This window comes from Bacteroides sp. RCH18, assembly GCF_058231005.1.
Map to the genome: position 1 here is coordinate 884,943 of NZ_JBIPTC010000002.1, position 20,816 is coordinate 905,758.

The window sequence follows — 20,816 nt, forward strand, 5'->3', positions numbered from 1 at the left end:
GTATAAACTATGAAATATAGAAATTTTACAAATAAATTGATGCTTATGGTAGGTGTGACAGCTACTGCTGTTCTCACATCCTGCGAGCAAGAGTTTTATCAGGATGAACAGTATCGTAAGGAAATTTATATTGTTAGTGGAGAAGATAATATTTTCCAACGAGAATTTGCTTTCGGCGGGGAGGAAATAGGATACCTTTCTGTTTATGCAAGTGGTACAACTCCAATTGAAAAAGAAGTGATGGTAGAACTGGAAAGGAATGAAACTGTATTATCGGACTATAATCAAAAGAGATATGGGGATAATTACAAAAACTATGTCCTGGAGTTACCAGATACTCATTATAAAGTAGATGATTGGAGTATAAAATTATATCCAAATGCAAATTCATCTTATTCTTTATTTCCAATTAAAGTAAATATTGATGGGCTAGAACCTGAAGATAATTACTTTCTTCCTTTAAGAATAGCTTCTGTTTCTGACTATATGATTTCTTCTGCAAGGAGGAATGTATTGATGCAGATACTTATGAAAAATGATTATGCAACGACTAAGGAGAAAAGCTATTATACTATGAATGGAACAAGATTGAGAGTAGCTAAAGATACTTGGGAACCTTTGGACAAAAAGAATAATGCTCCAGATTATAAACCAATAAATGCCACTAAGTTGGTTGCTCCAGTTACGGAATATGGTATTCGTATTTTAACGGGATCTACACTTACATCGGATAGAAAAGAACTCCGTAAACAAGGGATTGTTGTTACGGTCCATCCTGAGGAGATGATTGATGTTCCTGTTATCGGGAGTAATGGATTGCCAACTGGAGAATATATCCAATGTCAAAAAGTGACATTAGATAAATGGTATAATGTAAATGGTGGAATTACAGTGTTAAATATTGAGGATACCCCATCATATTATAATCCAGAGAAGAAAGAGTTTACGTTGAATTATCGTTATAATTATAACTCGAATGATTGGTATGAAATGAAAGAGGTGATGTCTCCAGTGGCTATTGCTAACGAAAATAATTGAGTGGCTGATAATAAATGATAAATCTTATGAAAACAAGAAATATATATAGTCTTCTATATGTAACTTTCGTTGCAGTGGCGTTAGTTGCATGCAACGATTATGACGCAGCGCAAACTGCATATGAAGAAATAGTGGATAGTGATGTAACGACTACTCCTCCAAATATAGATTCGGCATGGGAATTACAGCTAATTCCTAATGTAGGTCAGCATAGTGGTGAGGTTTTTGTTTATAAAGACAAAAAGTATGATAAGCTATTTACTCGCACATTAGGATGGAATGGTGGAATTGGTGTGCAATCTACATCATTGTCTGATGGAAATGTTCTATGGGCTTTTAATGATAGCTATTTTGGAGTTGTAGATGCTGAAACAAGAGCAAGAGGTAATTGTAATTTCCCACATAATAGTATTATGGTCCAAACGACTGTTGGTGGTAGTCTTGGAGAAACGGATGATGATCTAAGATGGTTAGTTGATTATATACAAACTAATGATCCTGATGGAGAAGGTTATTATCAGGCGTATACACACATAGCTCCAGATGAGACTATTATGGAAGAAACAGATGAAGAGCATTTCTATCAGATAGGTGGTGCTACGATATTTGATAATAATGGAGTTAAAGAACTTCAAATGTTGTGGGGGGAAATGGATAATCATGAAGGTAAAATGACTCGAACTGGTACCTGTTTAGCTGTTTACAGTTTGGAAGGACAGCCGGGTAATAGTACTTATCTTAAAAGAATTAGTAAAAACGAAGAATTCAATACAGATGATGTTGGCTATGGTTCTACTATATGGAAAGATGAAGATGGACATATTTATCTTTATGTAACAGAGAATAACAGACCATTAGTTGCTCGCACCACTACTCATGATTTAACTTCTGAGTGGGAGTATTACATACGTGATTTAAGTGGTAACTTTATGTGGCAAAAGATGTATCCGACGAAAGAGGAGAGAACTCGCTCTACTATAATGGAAAATAATTATGTATGTAGTATGCCACAGATCTTTAAAAAAGGAGATTACTACTATATGATAGGACAAGCCGTATCTTATGGTCATTCTGTTTATTTATATCGTGGCGAGACGCCTTATGGACCTTTTACAGATCAAAAAAATTTGTTTAATGTCCCTTATGCTGTGGATAAGATAGGTAATCAGTATTATAAAAATTTGCTTAGAGTAAATTTGCATCTAGAACTTGCACGAGAAGGTGAATTAGTATTTTCTACTAATACTGATGCTGATACTGCTGGAGATAATTTTGATTTTCCGGGTAGTGCTGACTTTTGCCGTCCTTATTTTTATCGTGTTTTCAATTGGGAAAGTATATATGATGAAGATGATTGATAGATACTGACGGATTCATCTTGGTAAATTGATTTAGAAAGTCATTTCTTCATAAAAGGGAGAAATGACTTTCTTTTTTAATATGTTCTGAGCTTTCCTGCATACAAGTAAATTTATTAATAAAAAACATGTAATTGTTTTAGTGGTATATTATTTTTAAATCGTCATTAGATAAATAACAATAAAATAGTACACATATTAAAAAGAACTAATAATAATGAATATTACCGTTTTTAGAGTTTATCAACTAAATTTATTAACCGCTATTTCTATGTATATGAAAAGCTTATTTTATTTATTCCTACCTATTGTAGGTGCGTGGCTTTTTTCGTCTTGCTCAGATGATTTTTTGGGTGAGACAGAAACCACGGACTTAGATCAGGCAACCGTATTCGCTGATAGTACTTATACGGCAGATTTCTTAAACCAGATTTATGTGGATATTGGTTTTGATATCCAACATAATCGGTATAAAGATCAGTATAATGATCATGGAGGATTGCAGACTAGTTGTGATGAAGCTGCGTATAAAGCTAGTACCGGGCTTACGACAGATGTAATGTTCGCTACTGGAACAGTCAATCCTGTTACTATTTCTGAGGACGATGTTTGGAGAATTGCATATCGAAATATTCGTCGAGTAAATGTGTTTTTTAAATATGCAGATGGATCCCGAATGGCTGAAGTGGCAAAGGAAGAGTATAAAGCAGAAGCACGCTTTTTGCGTGCTTGGTATTATGCAATGCTATTAAGACATTATGGTGGTGTGGCTTTAATTGGTGATGATGTTTATGAAACTGTAGAAGAAGCAATCAAGGAGCGTAACTCTTATGCGGATTGCGTTGAGTATATTGTGGATGAAGCTAATAAAGCTGCAGAAATATTGCCAGTTGAAAGAAGTGGAAACAAATTTGGACGTGTAACCCGAGGAGCTTGTAAAGCCTTAATTTCACGTGTACGTTTGTATGCTGCTAGCAAATTATTCAACGGTAGTGATTTTGCGCCTGCTGATTTTCCAAAAGAATTGTTAGGGTATCCTACTTATGATAAGGAGCGTTGGAAAATTGCTGTAGATGCTGCCCTTGATGTGATAAAGATGAAGCAGTATGATTTGTACATTCGTAATGAAGATGAGAATAATGAGGCTTATCCGGGATGGGGATATTATGCACAGTTGTTACCTGCTGATTATTATGGAAAAGTGGGAACGGAGGTTTATTGCGGTACAATCTTTGAAAAGAAAGCAGGAGCTAGTATAGATACAAACCGATGGTTTGCTCCTCCTAGTACAGGAGGAAATGGTATTGGAGGGTATGTTTATCATGATTTGGCTGAACTTTTCCCAATGGCAGATGGCACATCGACTAAGGATAGTCCAGATTATGACCCTACGAATCCTGCTAACAAACGTGATCCTCGTTTCATGTTCACTGTTACTTATGATGGATGCATAATGAAGAGTAATATGCAGGATACTGAAATTAATATATCTGTGGGAACACAACAGGACGCTATCTATCGAGGGACTCCGACAGGGTATTATACACATAAATTCTTGAAATTTGGTTCAATGGCAAATCAAATGCTTTATGGAGGTTCACAAGCACGACCATTGATGCGTTATACTGAAATTTTGCTGAATTATGCAGAAGCTGCTAATGAATATTATGGACCTGATCATAAAGATGTACTAGGAGATCAAGAAATTAGCCCATATATTGTATTGAGAAAGATACGTGAGTGTGCTGGCATAGAGCCTGGCGAGGATGGAACATATGGAATTGAAAATAATATGAGTCAGGCTGATATGACAGAAGCTATTCGGTTGGAACGTCGGTTGGATTTAGCGTTTGAAGGACATCGTTTCTTTGATGTACGTCGTTGGATGATTGCTGAAGATACAGATAATAGGATGATGCATGGTTTTGAAATCACAAGAAATGGTGAGCGGAAGACAGGAAGAATCATTGATACTCGTCAGCATACCTTCCGTAAAGCGATGTATTTTTATCCAATACCTTATAAAGAGACTGTGAAATCACCGGATTTGTTGCAGAATCCTTATTATGAATAGGAATGATTGTTATATTAAAAATAAGAAATATGAGATTTAAAATACAAACTACGGTTTTACTTTTCGTCTTATTAGGTATTGTGAGTGCTTGCAATACATTTAAAGATGAAATAGCTCCTGATTCTTATATGGAAGTACCAAAGCAGTTAGATGGGAAGTGGCAATTAAAAACTGTTGTACGCAATGGAACGGATATATCTGAAGTGATGGACTTTAGTCAGTTTCGTCTGATTATGAATAAAGATAATACATATAATATTGAAAACTATCTCCCTTTTTTAGTAAAGAAAAATGGTACATGGAGAATTGATAATTTGACATATCCTTTTTTCTTAACTTTTCAGGAGGAAGGTGCTGAAAGAGAAGCTATAACTGAAATCACTTACCCGATTGTACAAGGGAAACGCCATATAACCCTTACAATTAGTCCGGGATGCTCGAGCAACTCTTATGTTTATTCTTTTGAAAAAATAGAAGAATGATTTAAAAAGAAAAGCTTATGAAATATTATTTAAAAAAACATAGAATAAAAATCTCTTTTTTGTTGGTACTTTCCTTAATAGTCTTTGGATGTTCCTTTTTGATTAAGGAGGTAAATGTTAAACAAGAGAACGAGGCCGGAGAGATGGTTACCTATATTAAGGCTGGTGAAATTGCAACTTTTACGTTTAGTGGAGAAATAAACATCGATGGTGATGCAAGCAATGAAACGTTTATTGTTGGCTTCTTGGCTCCAAGAAGTTGGAATGTACGTCAGAATGCAACTGTGACATACAGAGAAGATAGGTATGAAACGGAAGTGGATCACAAAATGACAGTAATTCCAGATACTGAACAGCCTGCAAATTATAAAGGTATGAGTTGGTCAGCGGCATTGAAAAAAAAATATGGTGTACGAGGCAATGTCTTGAACGATATGGAATGGATTGCATTTAAATCGGATAACTATCCTAGTGTAAATGGAACAATACATTATACAGTAACAATTAAGTGTAATTCAGGAAAAAGCAACTTAAAATTCCGACCAAGTTTTTTTATCAATCACTCTAGTGATGGGATTGGAGGAGACGAGGCTCATTATTCTGTTAAGGATGCTGATGATTGCTTTGAAGTGGTAGAAGGATCAGGTACTGTGATTGATTTTTGTTCTACGCACTATTATCAAATTGAACCTTTGTCTGCTTTACAAGATGATTATGTAACATTCACTTTTCAAGGGGATATTAATACCAATGAATTGATAAAAGCTGAGAATGTGTATATAGAAGCTACTGCTTATACGATAGAAGGAAAGATATATACAGTCAATGAAAAGAGTGCGAAAACACTGATGAAAAGAGAAACGAAATTGCCAAGATATAATGTAACTCTTTGGCCTGGTGGATTTTTTAATATTCCGGCCGGTGAAACAATTTCTCGTATAGAGTATATTTTCACAAATGAAGATGGAATAGTATCTATTTCCCAGTCAGATGACAGTAGAGATAATGAAGGAGAAGAGGTAGAAGAAGGAATAAAAGAGCCTTTCGTATTCGAATTTCAATGTGAATAGAGTTTAACCTTAAAAAAAGATTATATGCGTAATATTTTGAATAAAAGAAATAGTCGGTACTGTTTCACATGGTTTGTAATGTGGCTACTACTTGGCTTGGGACATTTGAATGCGGTGGCTCAAGAAGCAGGAGGAACGGCTAATATTACAGGTAAGGTAATCGATCAATATGGCAATCCTGTCTCGGGTGTTGTAATCACGATGAAGAATACTGATTTTAAGACTGTGACAGGTGATGATGGTACTTTTGAATTTCAGTATAAGAAGGGCGATATGCTTCGTTTTTCTCATCCAGGTTTTTTACATAAGGAAATTAAGGTGAACAAGCTAAGAAGTCTGGAACGTATTTTTAAAGTAACGTTGATAGAAGAGTTCGTGAAATTTCCAGAAGTAATAAATGGACCTTATGATACGAAAGATAAAGCAAGCTATTTAGGTTCAGCTGCTACGGTTTATACAGATCAGGTTAGTTCATTGATGGGAACTACTATTCTTCCTTCATTACAAGGGCGTTTACCAGGACTAGATATTGTACGTACTCGTGGTGCACGTAAGAGTCAAATTGAATCCAGTTCTTCTGGAACCATCTTTAACTTTAATAGCCCTACATTGGGTAAAGAGGCATATAGTGATAATACGGAATTTAATGTTCTATCACGCCACAATGCACCGGTGGTGGTAGTGGATGGTGTGCAAAGAGAATTATATTCTATCGATCCTGATGCTATTGAATCGGTATCAATTCAGAAGGATGCTTTGTCATCTATGTTTTTGGGGATGCGCAGTTCCCGTGGTGCATTAGTAATTACTACTAAAGATCCTATCAAACAGGGATTTCAGTTATCATTTACTGGACGGTTTGGTGTGCAGAGTTCTGTGAAAAAACTAAATCCGCTGTCTACTTCTCAATATGCTTATTTATTGAATGAGGCGTTGCTGAATGATGGTAAAAATCCCTTTTATTCTTATGATGACTTTATTAAGTTTCGTGATCATTCCAGTCCGTATACACATCCAAGTGTGAACTGGTGTGATGAACTGATGAACAAAAATTCGACTACTCAGTCTTATAATTTGAATGCTACAGGTGGTAACAAGTACGCACAATATTTTATTAGTGTAGGCTATGTAGGTGAAAATGGATTATTTAAAAATCCAGGTGGAGATGCTCACGATACAAATATGACATTTGATCGTTATATGATTTCTTCTAAAGTGAACATCAATATTACTGATGATTTGACTGCAAAAGTTACTTTGATGGGACGTATAGAAGAAGGTACTCAACCAGGAGGGACTGGAAATGGGTATGATGATATTCTCAGTTCAATTTATTCTACTCCAAGTAATGCATATCCTGTGACAAATCCAGATGGATCATGGGGAGGTAGTCAGTCGTTCAATAATAATTTGTTATCGCAGACTATTAACTCTGGCTATATAACAGATGGGGCTCGGGATGTATTGGGAGCTATTAATTTGCGTTATGATTTTGGTAAGTTAGTTAAAGGCTTGTCTGTTCGTATGGTAGGTAGTGTAACTTCTCAGAATCGTTCGACTACGAAACGAACAAAAACTTCCGAAGTTTTTGATTATACTATTGATAAGGATGGCAATGACGTTTATACTCGGTATGGAGAAAAGAAAACGCAATCAAATTCATTTAGTTCTGTGTCTACCTATCGGCAGATGTATGGTCAACTTGCTGTTGATTATGAACGTCAATTTGGTAAGCACAAATTTAAGGCCAGTGTTCTAGGAGATACGCGAAATACTCTTACTAACTGGGATCTTCCTGAATATCCATCAAATATTATAGGTGATGTCTCTTATGATTATGCGGGGCGATATTTTGCACAGGTAGCATTAAGTAAAAGTTATTACAATCGTTATGCTCCAGGCAGAAGGTGGGGAACCTTTTATGCTTTCGGTTTAGGATGGGATATCAGCAAAGAGAATTTTATGGAAAACTGTGAGTGGCTGAATCAACTAAAGATACGCGGTGTATATGGTAAGACAGGTAATGGTATGAACAATGCTGGATATTATACGTATTATCAGACTTATTCCTCAGGAGGTGATGATTATCGGTTGGGGACTAATTTAGGACAAAGTTCAGGAAGTTTTACAGAAAAAGATAAACTGGCGAATTTATATCAAACGTGGGAAAAAGGCAATAAACTGAATATTGGTGTAGATATAGCTTTGTTTAACAATAAATTACAGGTAACTGCTGATTATTTTAATGATAAATATTATGACTTGTTGCAGGCTCGTGGAAAAAGTATCGAACTAATTGGGCAGAATTATCCGGATGAAAATATTGCTAAAGAACGTTGGTATGGAGGCGAATTCTCAATTACCTATCAAGATCACGTTGGCGATTTTAATTATTATGCATCTGCTAACTGGAGTTGTGAGCAAAGTAAAGTGTTATATAAAGATGAACAAAAAGTGCCTTATGAATATCTGCGTACTACAGGTAAACCCAAAGGGGCAATCTTCGGTTTGGTAGCAGAAGGTTTTTTCACTTCTCAAGACGAAATTATAAAGAGTCCTGTAATTGAAGGATTTAACAATATTCAGCCTGGTGATATCAAGTACAAAGATCAGAATAACGATGGAGTTATCAATGACTTTGATAAGGTAATGATTGGTGGCGATAAACCACTCTCTTATTTCGGTATTGATTTAGGTTTCGAATGGCGTGGATTAGAATTCTCAATGTTTTGGCAAGGAGTGTACAATAAAGATGTTTTAATGAGTGATTGGAATTTATTGGAAGGTTTTCAAACTCAAGGACAAGTTTATGGACAGGCATATGAGAATATGCTGGATCGATGGACTCCAGAAACTGCTGCTACTGCAACTTTCCCGAGGTTGAGTGCTGGTGGTAATAAGTATAATCAAGGCAATGGTTGGGGCTCTTCTTTTTGGTTACGTTCCGGTAATTATATTCGGTTGAAAAATGTTAGTTTAGGATATAACTTACCTGATTCATTCTGTCGTAATTATTTAGGTGGAGCACGTGTGAAAGTTTTCGTAAGTGGACAAAACTTATTCACAAAAGCTGCTAATGAACTCGTTGACCCCGAAGTTAGCTTCGGTAACTATCCGCTACAACGTTGCATCAGCACAGGTATTAATATTAAATTCTAATATACTATGATATCTATGATACGAAATAAATATTTGACGCTAATCGGAGCTGGATTGTTGTTTACAGTTGTATCCTGTACCGATGGGTATGAACCAGAGCCAGTTGAACTGGTATCAATTGATTTTGTATTTTCAAAAACCGATTCTCTTGGTACGAATGCGGTAAAGTTTATGAATAATATTTATGCTACGTTGCAAAACGGGCACAATCGTGTAGGAAGTGATTATTTAGATGCTGCGTCTGATGATGCTATATCTATAAATGTTTCTGACCCGGATGTTTATAAGTTGGCAATGGGACGGTATACTGCGAGTACACGTGTTGAATCGGATATGCGATGGAAAGAGTATTATTCAGGAATCCGTAAGGCAAACATTCTGATTAATCATATTGATGTTGTCCCTTTTATGCTGACTTATAAGAACGCAAAGGGAGAAACAAAACCATTGAATGTTACAATGAAAGCAGAAGCGCGTTTCTTGAGAGCTTATTTCTATTTCGAATTAGTGAAACGCTATGGTGGTGTTCCTTTGATGGGGGATGATGTACATATATTGGGTGATGATATGGAGATCCCAAGAAATACTTTTGAGCAATGTGTACAGTATATTTGTGATGAATTAGATGATATTAAAGATGATTTGCGTACCAATCCAATGCCTGATTTTGAACAATATGCACATACTCCTACTCGTGAGGCTTGCCTAGCTTTAAAGTCTCGAGTGCTATTATATGCAGCGAGTCCTTTATTTAATGAACGTCCTATTGAGATTGGTAATGAATTGATAGGCTATGCTTCTTATGATAGAGAGCGTTGGAATGATGCGGCTAAAGCTGCCAAGACATTTATTGACGAGTACGGTCCGAATGGTAATGGGGCATATGGTTTAACACAGTCTACATCTGATGGCGATAATCGGGATTTTCGTGACGTCTTTTTAGGTTTTTATAATAAGACTAATAATCCTGAAGTCATCTTTTATCGTCCGGGGGGTGAAGATAAGTCTATAGAAAGCAATAATGGGCCTTTAGGATTTTCTGGTGACAATTTAGGTAAAGGACGTACGCTTCCAACTCAAAATTTGGTAGACGCTTTCCCTATGAAGGACGGCATGTTTGCTGGACAAGGTAGTAAATATACTCTTAATCAGAGTAATCCATATGAAAACCGTGATCCGCGTTTGGATTATACAATACTGCATCATGGGTCATCTTGGTTGAATAATACGCTTGATATTTCAATCGGAGGAGTTAATAATCCATCTAACTCTGCTGAATATTCTAAGACGGGTTATTATATGTGTAAGTTTATGGGTAAATTCGGTGAAGAGTCTCAATATGGGAATAAAATACATCTTTGGGTTATGTTTCGTTATGCAGAGATGTTGTTGAATTATGCAGAGGCAATGAATGAGTATCTTTCTTCTCCTTCTCAGGATGTGTACGATGCTATCATTGCATTACGGGCACGTGCTGGTATTGAAGCAGGTAATGATGAATCTCCTTATGGACTTAAGAAAAATATGACACAGGCAGAGATGCGTGAAGTGATTCAAAACGAACGGCGTATTGAAATGGCATTTGAAGAACAACGATATTGGGATATTCGCAGATGGAGAATTGCTGAAGAGATATTTAAGAATCCTTTGGAAGGTTTGGAGATTAGGGTAAAAGGAAATACTACGAGTTTCAATGAAGTGGATGTCCTAAGTACGACGTTTGATGTGAAACGCTATTTATATCCGATCCCATATAATGAGGTAGTTAAGAATGATAACATGATTCAAAATCCGAAGTGGTAATATTATGAAAAGACTATTATTAATATTAGTATGTATAAGCCTTTTTATCTCGGCGTTCGGTCAATCGTTCGTTTTGAAGGGAATTGTCTCTTCAGCCGACGGTGAGTTGTTGCCGGGGGTAAATGTAAAAATACAAGGTACAACAGTGGGTACAATTACCGATATTGACGGTAATTTCCAATTAAATGTAAATAAAGGTGCTGTATTGGAGTTTTCTTATATCGGTTTTAAGAAACAAAGCATTAAAGTAAATAGTCAGCAAATGCTGAATGTAGAATTGGCTCCTGATCAAACAAATTTGGATGAAGTCGTTGTCGTTGGTTATGGTAAGGCTAAGCGTATAACGTTGACAGGTGCAGTTAGTGGAATACAGGCACGTGAGATTCGTAATGTTCCAACTAGTAGTGTACAGAATGCTTTGACAGGAAAGCTGCCGGGTTTTTTTAGTCAGCAACAGTCTGGTCAACCAGGTAAAGATGCTTCAGACTTCTTTATCCGCGGTGTCAGTTCATTGAATAATGATGGTAATAAACCGTTGATTATGGTGGATGACATGCAGTATACTTATGAACAGTTGTCTCAAATTAATGTCAACGAAATTGAAAGTATATCAATATTGAAGGATGCTTCTACTACGGCCATCTATGGTATCAAAGGTGCTAATGGTGTATTAGTAGTAAAGACTCGTCGTGGGGAGCAAGGTAAACCGAAAATTAATGTACGTTTGGAAACTGGTATGCAAACCCCAGTTCGTACGCCTAAATTTCTGAACGCTTACGAATCTTTACAATTAGTAAAGGAAGCACATACGAATGATGGTACTTTGTCTGATTTCCCGTATACTGAAGACGATATGATCGCTTTCAGAGATCATACTGATCCTTATGGGCATCCTGATGTCAATTGGTATGATGAGATTTTTAAGAAAATGGCATTTCAGGAGAACATAAATGTTGATGTCTCAGGTGGTTCTAAGAAATTGAGATATTTTGTTTCTGCGGGATATTTTACTCAGAATGGCTTGGTAAAAGACTTTGGGGGTAATTCTGGTGATGGTGTGAATCCTAATTATTCCTATCGTCGTTTCAATTATCGCACTAATCTTGATTTTGATGTGACTGATAACTTCAATATGCGTTTGGACGTTTCTTCACGCTTCATGGATATTAATGAACCGTACAATATGAATGTAACAGGTGAGCTTTATGATTTCTCTAAGATGCACCCTTATTCGGCTCCACTTTTGAATCCGGATGGTTCATTTGCTTATTTATATGATACGCAAGATAGAAAACCGACATTGAACGCACGGTTGGCAAATGAAGGATATAAACGTACTAGACGTAATGATAATAATATTTTGTATGGTGCAACATGGAAGATGGACTTCTTAACGCCAGGGCTTGCAGCTGATTTTCAATTGGCATATTCCAGTAGTGATGAAAATTATCGTGCAGTGATGCGTACACGATATCCGACTTATCATTACGATTCTACAACAGGTTTGTATAATATCAATCCGAATGGGGTCTATGATTATGAGCAGTATTTTGTATATAACAGTACAGATAAAGCTATCAAAGATTTGAATATCAAAGCATCTTTGAAATATGCTCATGTTTTCAATAATGCACATGATGTAAATGTTATGTTTTTGTACAATCGTCAGAGTACAACAAATGAAAAGGATGCAGCTGTTCCCAATAATTTCGAAGGTTATACGATGCAGCTAGGCTATAAATATAAAAATAAATACTTGGTAGATTTGAACATGGCATATAATGGGACCGATCGTTTTGGTAAGGATAACAATTTCGGATTCTTTCCAGCATTGGCTATAGGTTATGCTATTTCTCAAGAAGACTTTTTTAAGAATGTAGACTGGTTGGGAAGGAATGTGCAGTTATTGAAGTTTAGAACTTCTTATGGTCTTGTAGGGTCAGATGTAGCAAGCGGCGATCGTTATCTGTATCGGCAAGTATATAAAACAGGTGATTCTTATACTTTTGGTGAAGGTAACAACTTTGGTGTCAGTGGTATCAAAGAAGGTGATTTAGGAAATTTAAATGTAACGTGGGAGAAAGCGAGAAAGTTTAATGTTGGTGTAGATATGAATTTGTTTGATAAATTCTCCTTGACTTTCGACTGGTTTATAGATAAACGTTATGATCAGCTAGTTACCAGAAATGATATTCCGGATATATTAGGTATCGGCTTGTCTCCTGAAAATGTAGCAGAAACTACCAATAAAGGTTTTGATGGACAGATTGGTTATCAAGACCGTTTTGGTAACTTCAACTTTAATACCAATTTTGTATTTGGTTATGCTAAAAATCGAGTCGATTATAAAGCTGAGGCTCAACAGAAATATGAATGGTTGAGAGAAACCGGTAGACAGATTGGGCAGCCTTTTGGCTATCATTGGATTGGCTATTATACACCGGAAGATATTGAAAAGATTAATTCTGGTGCTGCGGACGCTCCGGCTAAACCTGATATTGCTGTGCAGGCAGGTGACTTAAAGTATGCAGATTTGAATGGTGATGGTACTATCAATGATTTTGATAAACGTGCTATTGGCAAACCGAACTTGCCTACTACAACATTAGGATGGACGATTGGAGGAAATTGGAAAGGGTTTAGTATCAGTGTTTTATTCCAAGGATCGTTTGATTATAGTTTTGCTATCAATGGAACAGGGATTGAGTCTGGTAAGAGTCAGTTCCAGCCACTTCACCAAAAGCGTTGGACACAGGAACGTTATGAGAATGGAGAAAGTATTGAGTTCCCACGTTTGACAATGCAAGATGGTACAATAAATAGTGCTTCTGCTTATAATTCGGATTTTTGGCTGATTAATGCATGGTATATTCGTTTGAAGACTGTTGACTTGGGCTATCAACTTCCCAAGACAGCATTACCTAAGTTCTTAGACAATGTCCGTTTTTATGTAAATGCTTATAACTTACTGACTTTTACCGGTTATGATAAATATCAGCAAGACCCTGAAATTAAGACCAATACAGCTGGTGATGCTTATATGAATCAGCGTGTTATAAACTTTGGAGTTCAGTTGGGCTTCTAGTAAATAAGTAGGGTTTAGATAACAAGAGAATAATGTTTGCTATAAAAACATTATTCTCTTTTACTTTTTTAAGAAGTTAGTTTAGTGGTTATTGTATATTTGTTCGTCATAAAGTAAATTGAAAAATTGTATACTATAAAAAAGTAGTTAATATGAATAAGAATTTTGTAATCTCTCTATTCTTTCTATTAGGGAGTGCTACACTCTCTGCACAAGTGAAATTGCTTCCGATATTTTCGGATAATATGGTGTTACAGCAACAAACGCAAGCCCCTATATGGGGCGAGTCTAAGCCTAATAAGAAAATAGAAATTACGACCTCATGGGATCAGAAAAAATATACTATTCAGGCTGATGCACAAGGGAAGTGGAGTACGAAAGTTGCTACCCCAGTAGCGGGTGGCCCTTATAATATTACAATTTCTGATGGTAAAAAGGTGAAGCTTTCTAATGTAATGATTGGTGAAGTTTGGATATGTTCCGGACAATCCAACATGGAAATGCAGGTAGAAGGTTGGGGTAAGGTGAAGAACTATGAACAGGAGAAAGAAGAGGCAAATAATTATCCTAATATTCGTTTCTTATTGGTAGAAAATGCGATGAGTCCTACACCTGTTGAGAATATTACAGTAAAAGAGAATGGTTGGCAAGTGTGTACATCAAAGAGTGTAGCGGACTTTTCTGCAGCAGGTTACTTCTTTGGACGTGATTTGAATAAATACCGTAATGTGCCAATAGGATTGATTGATACATCTTGGGGAGGAACAATTATAGAAACATGGACCAGTAATGAGGCACTATCCACTATACCGAGTATGAAGAAAAGACTCGAAGCATTGGTCGGTTTGCCTGCATCTCAGGAAGGACGCAAGAAAAAGTTTGAAGAAGATGTTGAGACTTGGAAAGCTGAAGTTGAAAGAATTGACAAGGGGTGTGTTAATGGGGAGGCTATATGGGCAGCTCCTGATTTTAACGATGTGGCATGGAAATCTATGAAAGTTCCAGGTTTGATGCAAGAACAAGATTTACCAGGATTTAGTGGGCTTGTTTGGTTTAGGAAAACAATTGATATTCCGGCTGGTTGGGCAGGAAAAGATTTGATCTTGAATTTAGGTGTTATTGATGATAATGATTTTACTTATTTCAATGGTATACAGATAGGACATACAGAAGGATGGATGGCACCTAGAAGCTATAAGATTCCGAAAGAACTTGTGAAGAAGGGAAAAGCGGTGATTGCTGTACGTGTAATGGATACTGGTGGCACGGGTGGTATTAATGGAAGTCCTGAAAGTATTTCACTTCACCTTTCTGATGCAGAGGCTATCCAATTGGCTGGTAATTGGAAATATCAGGTTTCTTTAGATATGAGAGAGGTTGCACCAATGCCTGTTGATATGTCATGGAATCCGAATTCTCCTACTTTCTTATTTAATGCTATGCTTAATCCACTGATTCCCTATGCTATCAAAGGAGCCATCTGGTATCAGGGAGAATCAAATGCGGGAGAGGCTTTTCAGTATCGTGATTTAATGCCGTTGATGATTACTGATTGGAGAAATCGCTGGGGATATGATTTCCCTTTCTATATGGTGCAGTTAGCTAGTTTTACAGCGAAACAAACAGCTCCTGTTGAATCTACTTGGGCGGAATTGAGAGAAGCTCAAACTCGGACTTTACATTTGCAAAATACAGGTATGGCTGTGGCAATTGATATAGGTGAGGAGTTTGATATTCATCCGAAGAACAAGCAAGAAGTGGGTAGACGCTTGGCATTAGCGGCCCGGGCGCAGACTTATGGCGAGAAGATTCCTTATTCCGGTCCGATATATAAATCTTATAAGATTGAAGGAAATAAAATTCGTATCTTCTTTGATTATATTGATGGTGGTCTGAAGACGGCGAATGGCGAAATGCCGAAAGGATTTACCATTGCTGGTGTAGACCATAAATTTCATTGGGCAGATGCTGTGATCGAAGGAAATACAGTTGTTGTTTCCTCATCTGAAGTTACCCTCCCGGTTGCAGTACGTTATGCATGGGCTGATTATCCGATATGCAATATGTATAACGGTGCGGATCTGCCAATGTCTCCTTTCCGTACTGATGATTGGAAAGGTATTACTTATGTCAATAAATAGTAAGTCTTTATTTAATTAATATATTCAATAATAAACCATGAAGAAACTAGTTTATTTAATTATCTTCTTTTTGTATTCGACTGTGATGAATGCTCAGCTAAAAGATCTGGTACAGTATGTGAATACGCTACAAGGTACCGATTCTAATTTTGGTTTGAGCTACGGTAATACTTATCCTACTACAGGTATGCCTTATGGTATGCATATGTGGTCTGCGCAAACAGGTAAAAATGGGGATGGATTTAAGTATATGTATACTGTTGATAAGATTCGTGCTTTTAGCCAATCACATCAATGTAGTCCTTGGGTGAGTGATTATGCTGTATATTCTTTCATGCCGATGGTAGGGGAGCTGGTTGTAAATCAAGATGCTCGTGCTACCAAGTTTAGTCACGATAATGAGATAGCTAAACCTCATTATTATAAAGTAACATTCGATAATGGCATTACTACTGAAATGGCTCCGACTACTCGTGGTGTACATTTACGTTTTTCCTATCCTACTACGGGAGATGCTTATTTGGTACTTGATGGATATACGGATATGAGTGAAATCAAAATTGATCCGGCTAAGAGACAAATCTCCGGTTGGGTAAATAATCAACGTTTTGTGAACGATTCAAAATCATTCCGTAACTATTTTGTTGTTCAATTTGATAAACCTTTCGAAGATTACGGCGTATGGGAAAACCAAAAGGATGAAGTGTTTCCACAGAAATTAGATGGATCAGGTAAAGGATATGGTGCATTTATTAAATTTAAAAAAGGCTCGAAGGTTCAGGCTAAAGCAGCTTCCTCATACATAAGTGCAGAGCAGGCTCTGATAACTTTAAATAAAGAACTCGGTAAAGATAAGAATCTGGAAGTAACGAAAGCACGCGGTCAGAAGACTTGGAATGAAGTACTGAATAGAATTGTAGTTGAAGGATGTACGGACGAACAGATGAAGACTTTCTACTCTTGTCTTTTCCGTGCTAACTTATTCTCTCGCAAATTTTATGAACGCAAAGAAAATGGTGAACCATATTATTATAGCCCATATAATGGTAAGATTTATGATGGTTACATGTATACTGATAATGGATTTTGGGATACATTCCGTTCTCAATTCCCTTTGACAAATATTTTGCATCCAACAATGCAGGGACGTTATATGAATGCTCTTTTGGCAGCCCAGGAACAATGCGGCTGGTTGCCTTCATGGTCTTCCCCGGGTGAAACAGGAGGAATGTTAGGAAATCATTCTATTTCATTGCTGGCAGATGCATGGGCAAAAGGAATTCGTGATTTTGATCCTGAAAAAGCGCTGAAGGCTTATGCGCATGAAGCAATGAATAAAGGTCCTTGGGGTGGTGCTAACGGACGTGGATTCTGGAAAGAATATTTCCAGTTAGGATATGTTCCTTATCCTGAATCAATGGGTTCTAGTGCACAAACTATGGAATATGCATATGATGATTTCTGTGGATATCAACTTGCTAAAATGGTTGGAAATAAACATTACCAAGAAGTATTTGCCCGTCAGATGTACAACTATAAAAATGTCTTTGATAAGTCTATCGGATTTATGCGTGGAAAGGGTGTTGATGGTAAATGGCAGGAACCATTCGATCCACTGGAATGGGGTGGACCTTTCTGTGAAGGAAATGCATGGCATTATACATGGTCAGTGTTCCATGATGTACAAGGTTTGATTGATTTGTTTGGAAGTGATGAGAAGTTTACTACTAAAATAGATTCTGTATTTACTATTCCTAACATAATTAAACCGGGCACTTATGGTGGAGTTATTCATGAAATGAAAGAAATGGAGCTGGCTAATATGGGACAATATGCACACGGAAATCAACCGATTCAACACATGCCTTATTTGTATTGCTATGCAGGTCAGCCATGGAAAACTCAATATTGGGTACGTCAGATTGTTGAAAGATTATATAACTCAACAGAGAAAGGTTATCCGGGTGATGAAGACCAGGGCGGTATGTCTTCATGGTATATTCTGAGTTCATTGGGTATATATGCAGTTTGCCCGGGTACAGATGAATATGTGATTGGTAGCCCATTATTTAAGAAAGCTACTATAACTATGGAAAATGGCAATAAGTTTGTGATTGAAGCACCGGAAAATAGCAAAGAAAATTTGTATATACAATCGGCTACTTTGAATGGCAGACTTTTAGATAAAAACTATATCCATTATGATGATATAGCAGAAGGAGGAGTCTTGAAATTTGAAATGGGAAGCCAGCCTAATAAAGAAAGATGTACTTCGAAGTATGCTGCGCCTTTCTCTTTGTCTAAAGAATAAAGAATCAAAGAATAAAGTTTAATAATACGATCGATTTTATCCGAATAACGAAACAGGGTACTATTAGTGGTATTCCTGTTTCTTATTCGAAACAGACTCTACTAAAAGAACATCCGGAATGAAACATAAATTCTTATTTATTTTATTATTCTCTCTTGTTTTAGAAGGAATGGTTGCAACACAAGCTGTGGCTGGTGACTATGTCCATCAAGTCAATACGTTGATTGGAACAAAAGGTACCGGACTGACTTCCGGATATCTTTATCCGGGAGCAACTTATCCTTATGGGATGGTACAATTTACTCCATCTTATTTTTCCAAAAGGTCGGGATTCGTTATCAATCAGTTGAGTGGTGGTGGTTGTGAACATATGGGAAATTTCCCCACTTTCCCTGTGAAAGGAAAACTGAAAATGTCACCTGATAACATCCTCAACTATCGTATAAATGTATCTGAAGAAAAAGGACATGCCGGTTATTATGAGGCTATGGTGCAAGAGGATATCAAGGCAAAACTGACAGTGACCGAGCGAACGGGGATGGCTAGTTATGAATATCCGGCAGATCAACAGTATGGTACAATAATCATTGGTGGAGGTATTTCTGCAACTCCTATTGAACAAGCTGCAATTGTTATTACTGCCCCGAATAAGTGTGAAGGTTATGCAGAAGGAGGAAATTTCTGTGGGCTCCGTACTCCGTATAAAGTCTATTTTGTAGCGGAGTTTGATACTGATGCTTTTGAAACCGGTACATGGAAGAGAGAAGAATTGATGCCAAATACAACTTTTGCAGAAGGCGAATATTCTGGTGTATACTTTACTTTTGATGTAAACAAAAAGAAGAATATTCAATATAAGATTGGAGTTTCTTATGTTTCAGTAGAAAATGCACGTGAAAATTTGAAAGCCGAAAATGCAGAATGGGATTTCCAAAAGATACAGAATCAGGCGGAGGCAAAATGGAATCATTATTTGGGTATGATTGAAGTGGAGGGTACCAATCCCGATCGTACGACCCAATTCTATACACATTTATATCGTTCTTTCATTCACCCGAATGTTTGTAGCGATGTGAATGGGGAATATATGGGAGCGGATTTCAGAGTGCATAAGTCACGTTCTAAACACTATACTTCTTTTAGTAATTGGGATACGTATCGTACACAAATTCAATTATTATCCATGCTTGATCCGGAGGTAGCTTCCGATATTGTTATTTCCCATCAATTGTTTGCAGAACAGTCCGGTGGCTCTTTTCCTCGTTGGGTGATGGCTAATATTGAAACAGGGGTAATGCAGGGAGATCCGAGTCCTATTTTGATTGCTAATGCCTATGCTTTCGGAGCTCGTAATTATGATCCGAAACCTATCTTTAAGATTATGAGAAAAGGAGCGGAGGAACCGGGTTCTAAGTCGCAAGATGTGGAGACCCGCCCGGGATTGAAGCAGTATTTGGATAAGGGTTATTATAATGCATCTATTCAATTGGAGTATACCTCAGCAGATTTTGCTATCGGACAGTTTGCATTGCATGCAGTGGGAGATGAATTTGCCAGTTGGCGTTATTTTCATTTTGCCCGTTCATGGAAGAATTTGTATAATCCGGACACAGGTTGGCTACAATCACGTAATCCGGACGGATCGTGGAAATCTCTTGGTGAAGACTTCCGTGAATCTACTTATAAGAATTATTTTTGGATGGTGCCTTATGATATTGCCGGTCTGGTAGAAATAATAGGTGGTAAGGAAAAAGCCGAGAAACGGTTGGATGAATTCTTTACACGCCTGGATGCCGGATATAACGATGCATGGTTTGCTTCCGGTAATGAGCCGAGTTTCCACATACCTTGGATATATAATTGGATTGGTCGTCCATACAAAACACAGGAAATCATTAATCGTGTGTTGAATGAGCAATATTCAAGTAAGATAGATGGTCTCCCGGGAAATGACGATTTGGGCACAATGGGTGCTTGGTATGTGTTTGCCTGTATCGGGCTTTATCCGGAAATCCCGGGTGTGGGGGGATTTACGGTAAATACTCCAATCTTTTCATCTGTCAAGGTACATTTGAAAAAAGGTGATATTGTGATAAAGGGAGGTTCAGAAAAGGACATCTATATTAAATCCATGAAACTAAACGGAAAGTCATATGAAAGTACATGGATAGACTGGGACCTGCTCAATAGCGGAGCTACTATCGAATACAGTACTTCGGGTAAACCGGACATGAAGTGGGGAGCAAAGGTCGTTCCACCATCTTTTCCTTAATTAATGAATTATTATAAAGAACA

The 20,816-nt window shown here is 37.1% G+C and carries 11 protein-coding genes; all 11 read left to right on the forward strand.

The features are described from left to right. Positions 1-9: 9 nt before the first annotated feature. On the forward strand, positions 10-1,038 hold the full coding sequence (locus ACHLI0_RS18805) for a BT_3044 domain-containing protein (protein ID WP_234118402.1): 1,029 nt from the start codon (positions 10-12) through the stop codon (positions 1,036-1,038). Positions 1,039-1,064: 26 nt separating this feature from the next. Further along, positions 1,065-2,396 (forward strand): DUF5005 domain-containing protein, encoded by a 1,332-nt coding sequence (locus ACHLI0_RS18810; RefSeq protein WP_490749814.1) that lies wholly within the window; start codon positions 1,065-1,067, stop codon positions 2,394-2,396. A gap of 217 nt (positions 2,397-2,613) precedes the next feature. Continuing rightward, positions 2,614-4,470, forward strand: a complete 1,857-nt coding sequence (locus tag ACHLI0_RS18815; protein ID WP_490749815.1) for a RagB/SusD family nutrient uptake outer membrane protein — start codon at positions 2,614-2,616, stop codon at positions 4,468-4,470. A 29-nt stretch (positions 4,471-4,499) separates the two neighbouring features. Beyond that, positions 4,500-4,952, forward strand: a complete 453-nt coding sequence (locus tag ACHLI0_RS18820; protein ID WP_055216614.1) for a DUF5004 domain-containing protein — start codon at positions 4,500-4,502, stop codon at positions 4,950-4,952. A 17-nt stretch (positions 4,953-4,969) separates the two neighbouring features. Then, positions 4,970-6,022, forward strand: coding sequence for a DUF4961 domain-containing protein (locus ACHLI0_RS18825; RefSeq protein ID WP_490749816.1), 1,053 nt, complete (start codon positions 4,970-4,972; stop codon positions 6,020-6,022). A 24-nt stretch (positions 6,023-6,046) separates the two neighbouring features. Next, positions 6,047-9,181 carry a SusC/RagA family TonB-linked outer membrane protein gene (locus ACHLI0_RS18830; RefSeq protein WP_490749817.1) on the forward strand — a complete coding sequence of 1,045 codons (3,135 nt, stop codon included), beginning with the start codon at positions 6,047-6,049 and terminating at the stop codon, positions 9,179-9,181. Between the two features lie 6 nt (positions 9,182-9,187). After that, a complete protein-coding gene (locus ACHLI0_RS18835) occupies positions 9,188-10,984 on the forward strand; it encodes a RagB/SusD family nutrient uptake outer membrane protein (RefSeq protein WP_055216626.1) in 1,797 nt (598 codons plus the stop codon). Between the two features lie 4 nt (positions 10,985-10,988). After that, entirely contained in the window at positions 10,989-14,069 is a 3,081-nt protein-coding gene (locus ACHLI0_RS18840) for a SusC/RagA family TonB-linked outer membrane protein (RefSeq protein ID WP_490749818.1), read from the forward strand. A 152-nt stretch (positions 14,070-14,221) separates the two neighbouring features. Further along, positions 14,222-16,210 (forward strand): sialate O-acetylesterase, encoded by a 1,989-nt coding sequence (locus tag ACHLI0_RS18845; protein ID WP_413554693.1) that lies wholly within the window; start codon positions 14,222-14,224, stop codon positions 16,208-16,210. Positions 16,211-16,247: 37 nt separating this feature from the next. Continuing rightward, complete coding sequence (locus ACHLI0_RS18850) at positions 16,248-18,521, forward strand: GH92 family glycosyl hydrolase (protein ID WP_490749819.1); 2,274 nt, start codon at positions 16,248-16,250, stop codon at positions 18,519-18,521. A 118-nt stretch (positions 18,522-18,639) separates the two neighbouring features. Further along, positions 18,640-20,793 carry a GH92 family glycosyl hydrolase gene (locus ACHLI0_RS18855; RefSeq protein ID WP_414231644.1) on the forward strand — a complete coding sequence of 718 codons (2,154 nt, stop codon included), beginning with the start codon at positions 18,640-18,642 and terminating at the stop codon, positions 20,791-20,793. Positions 20,794-20,816: the final 23 nt, after the last annotated feature.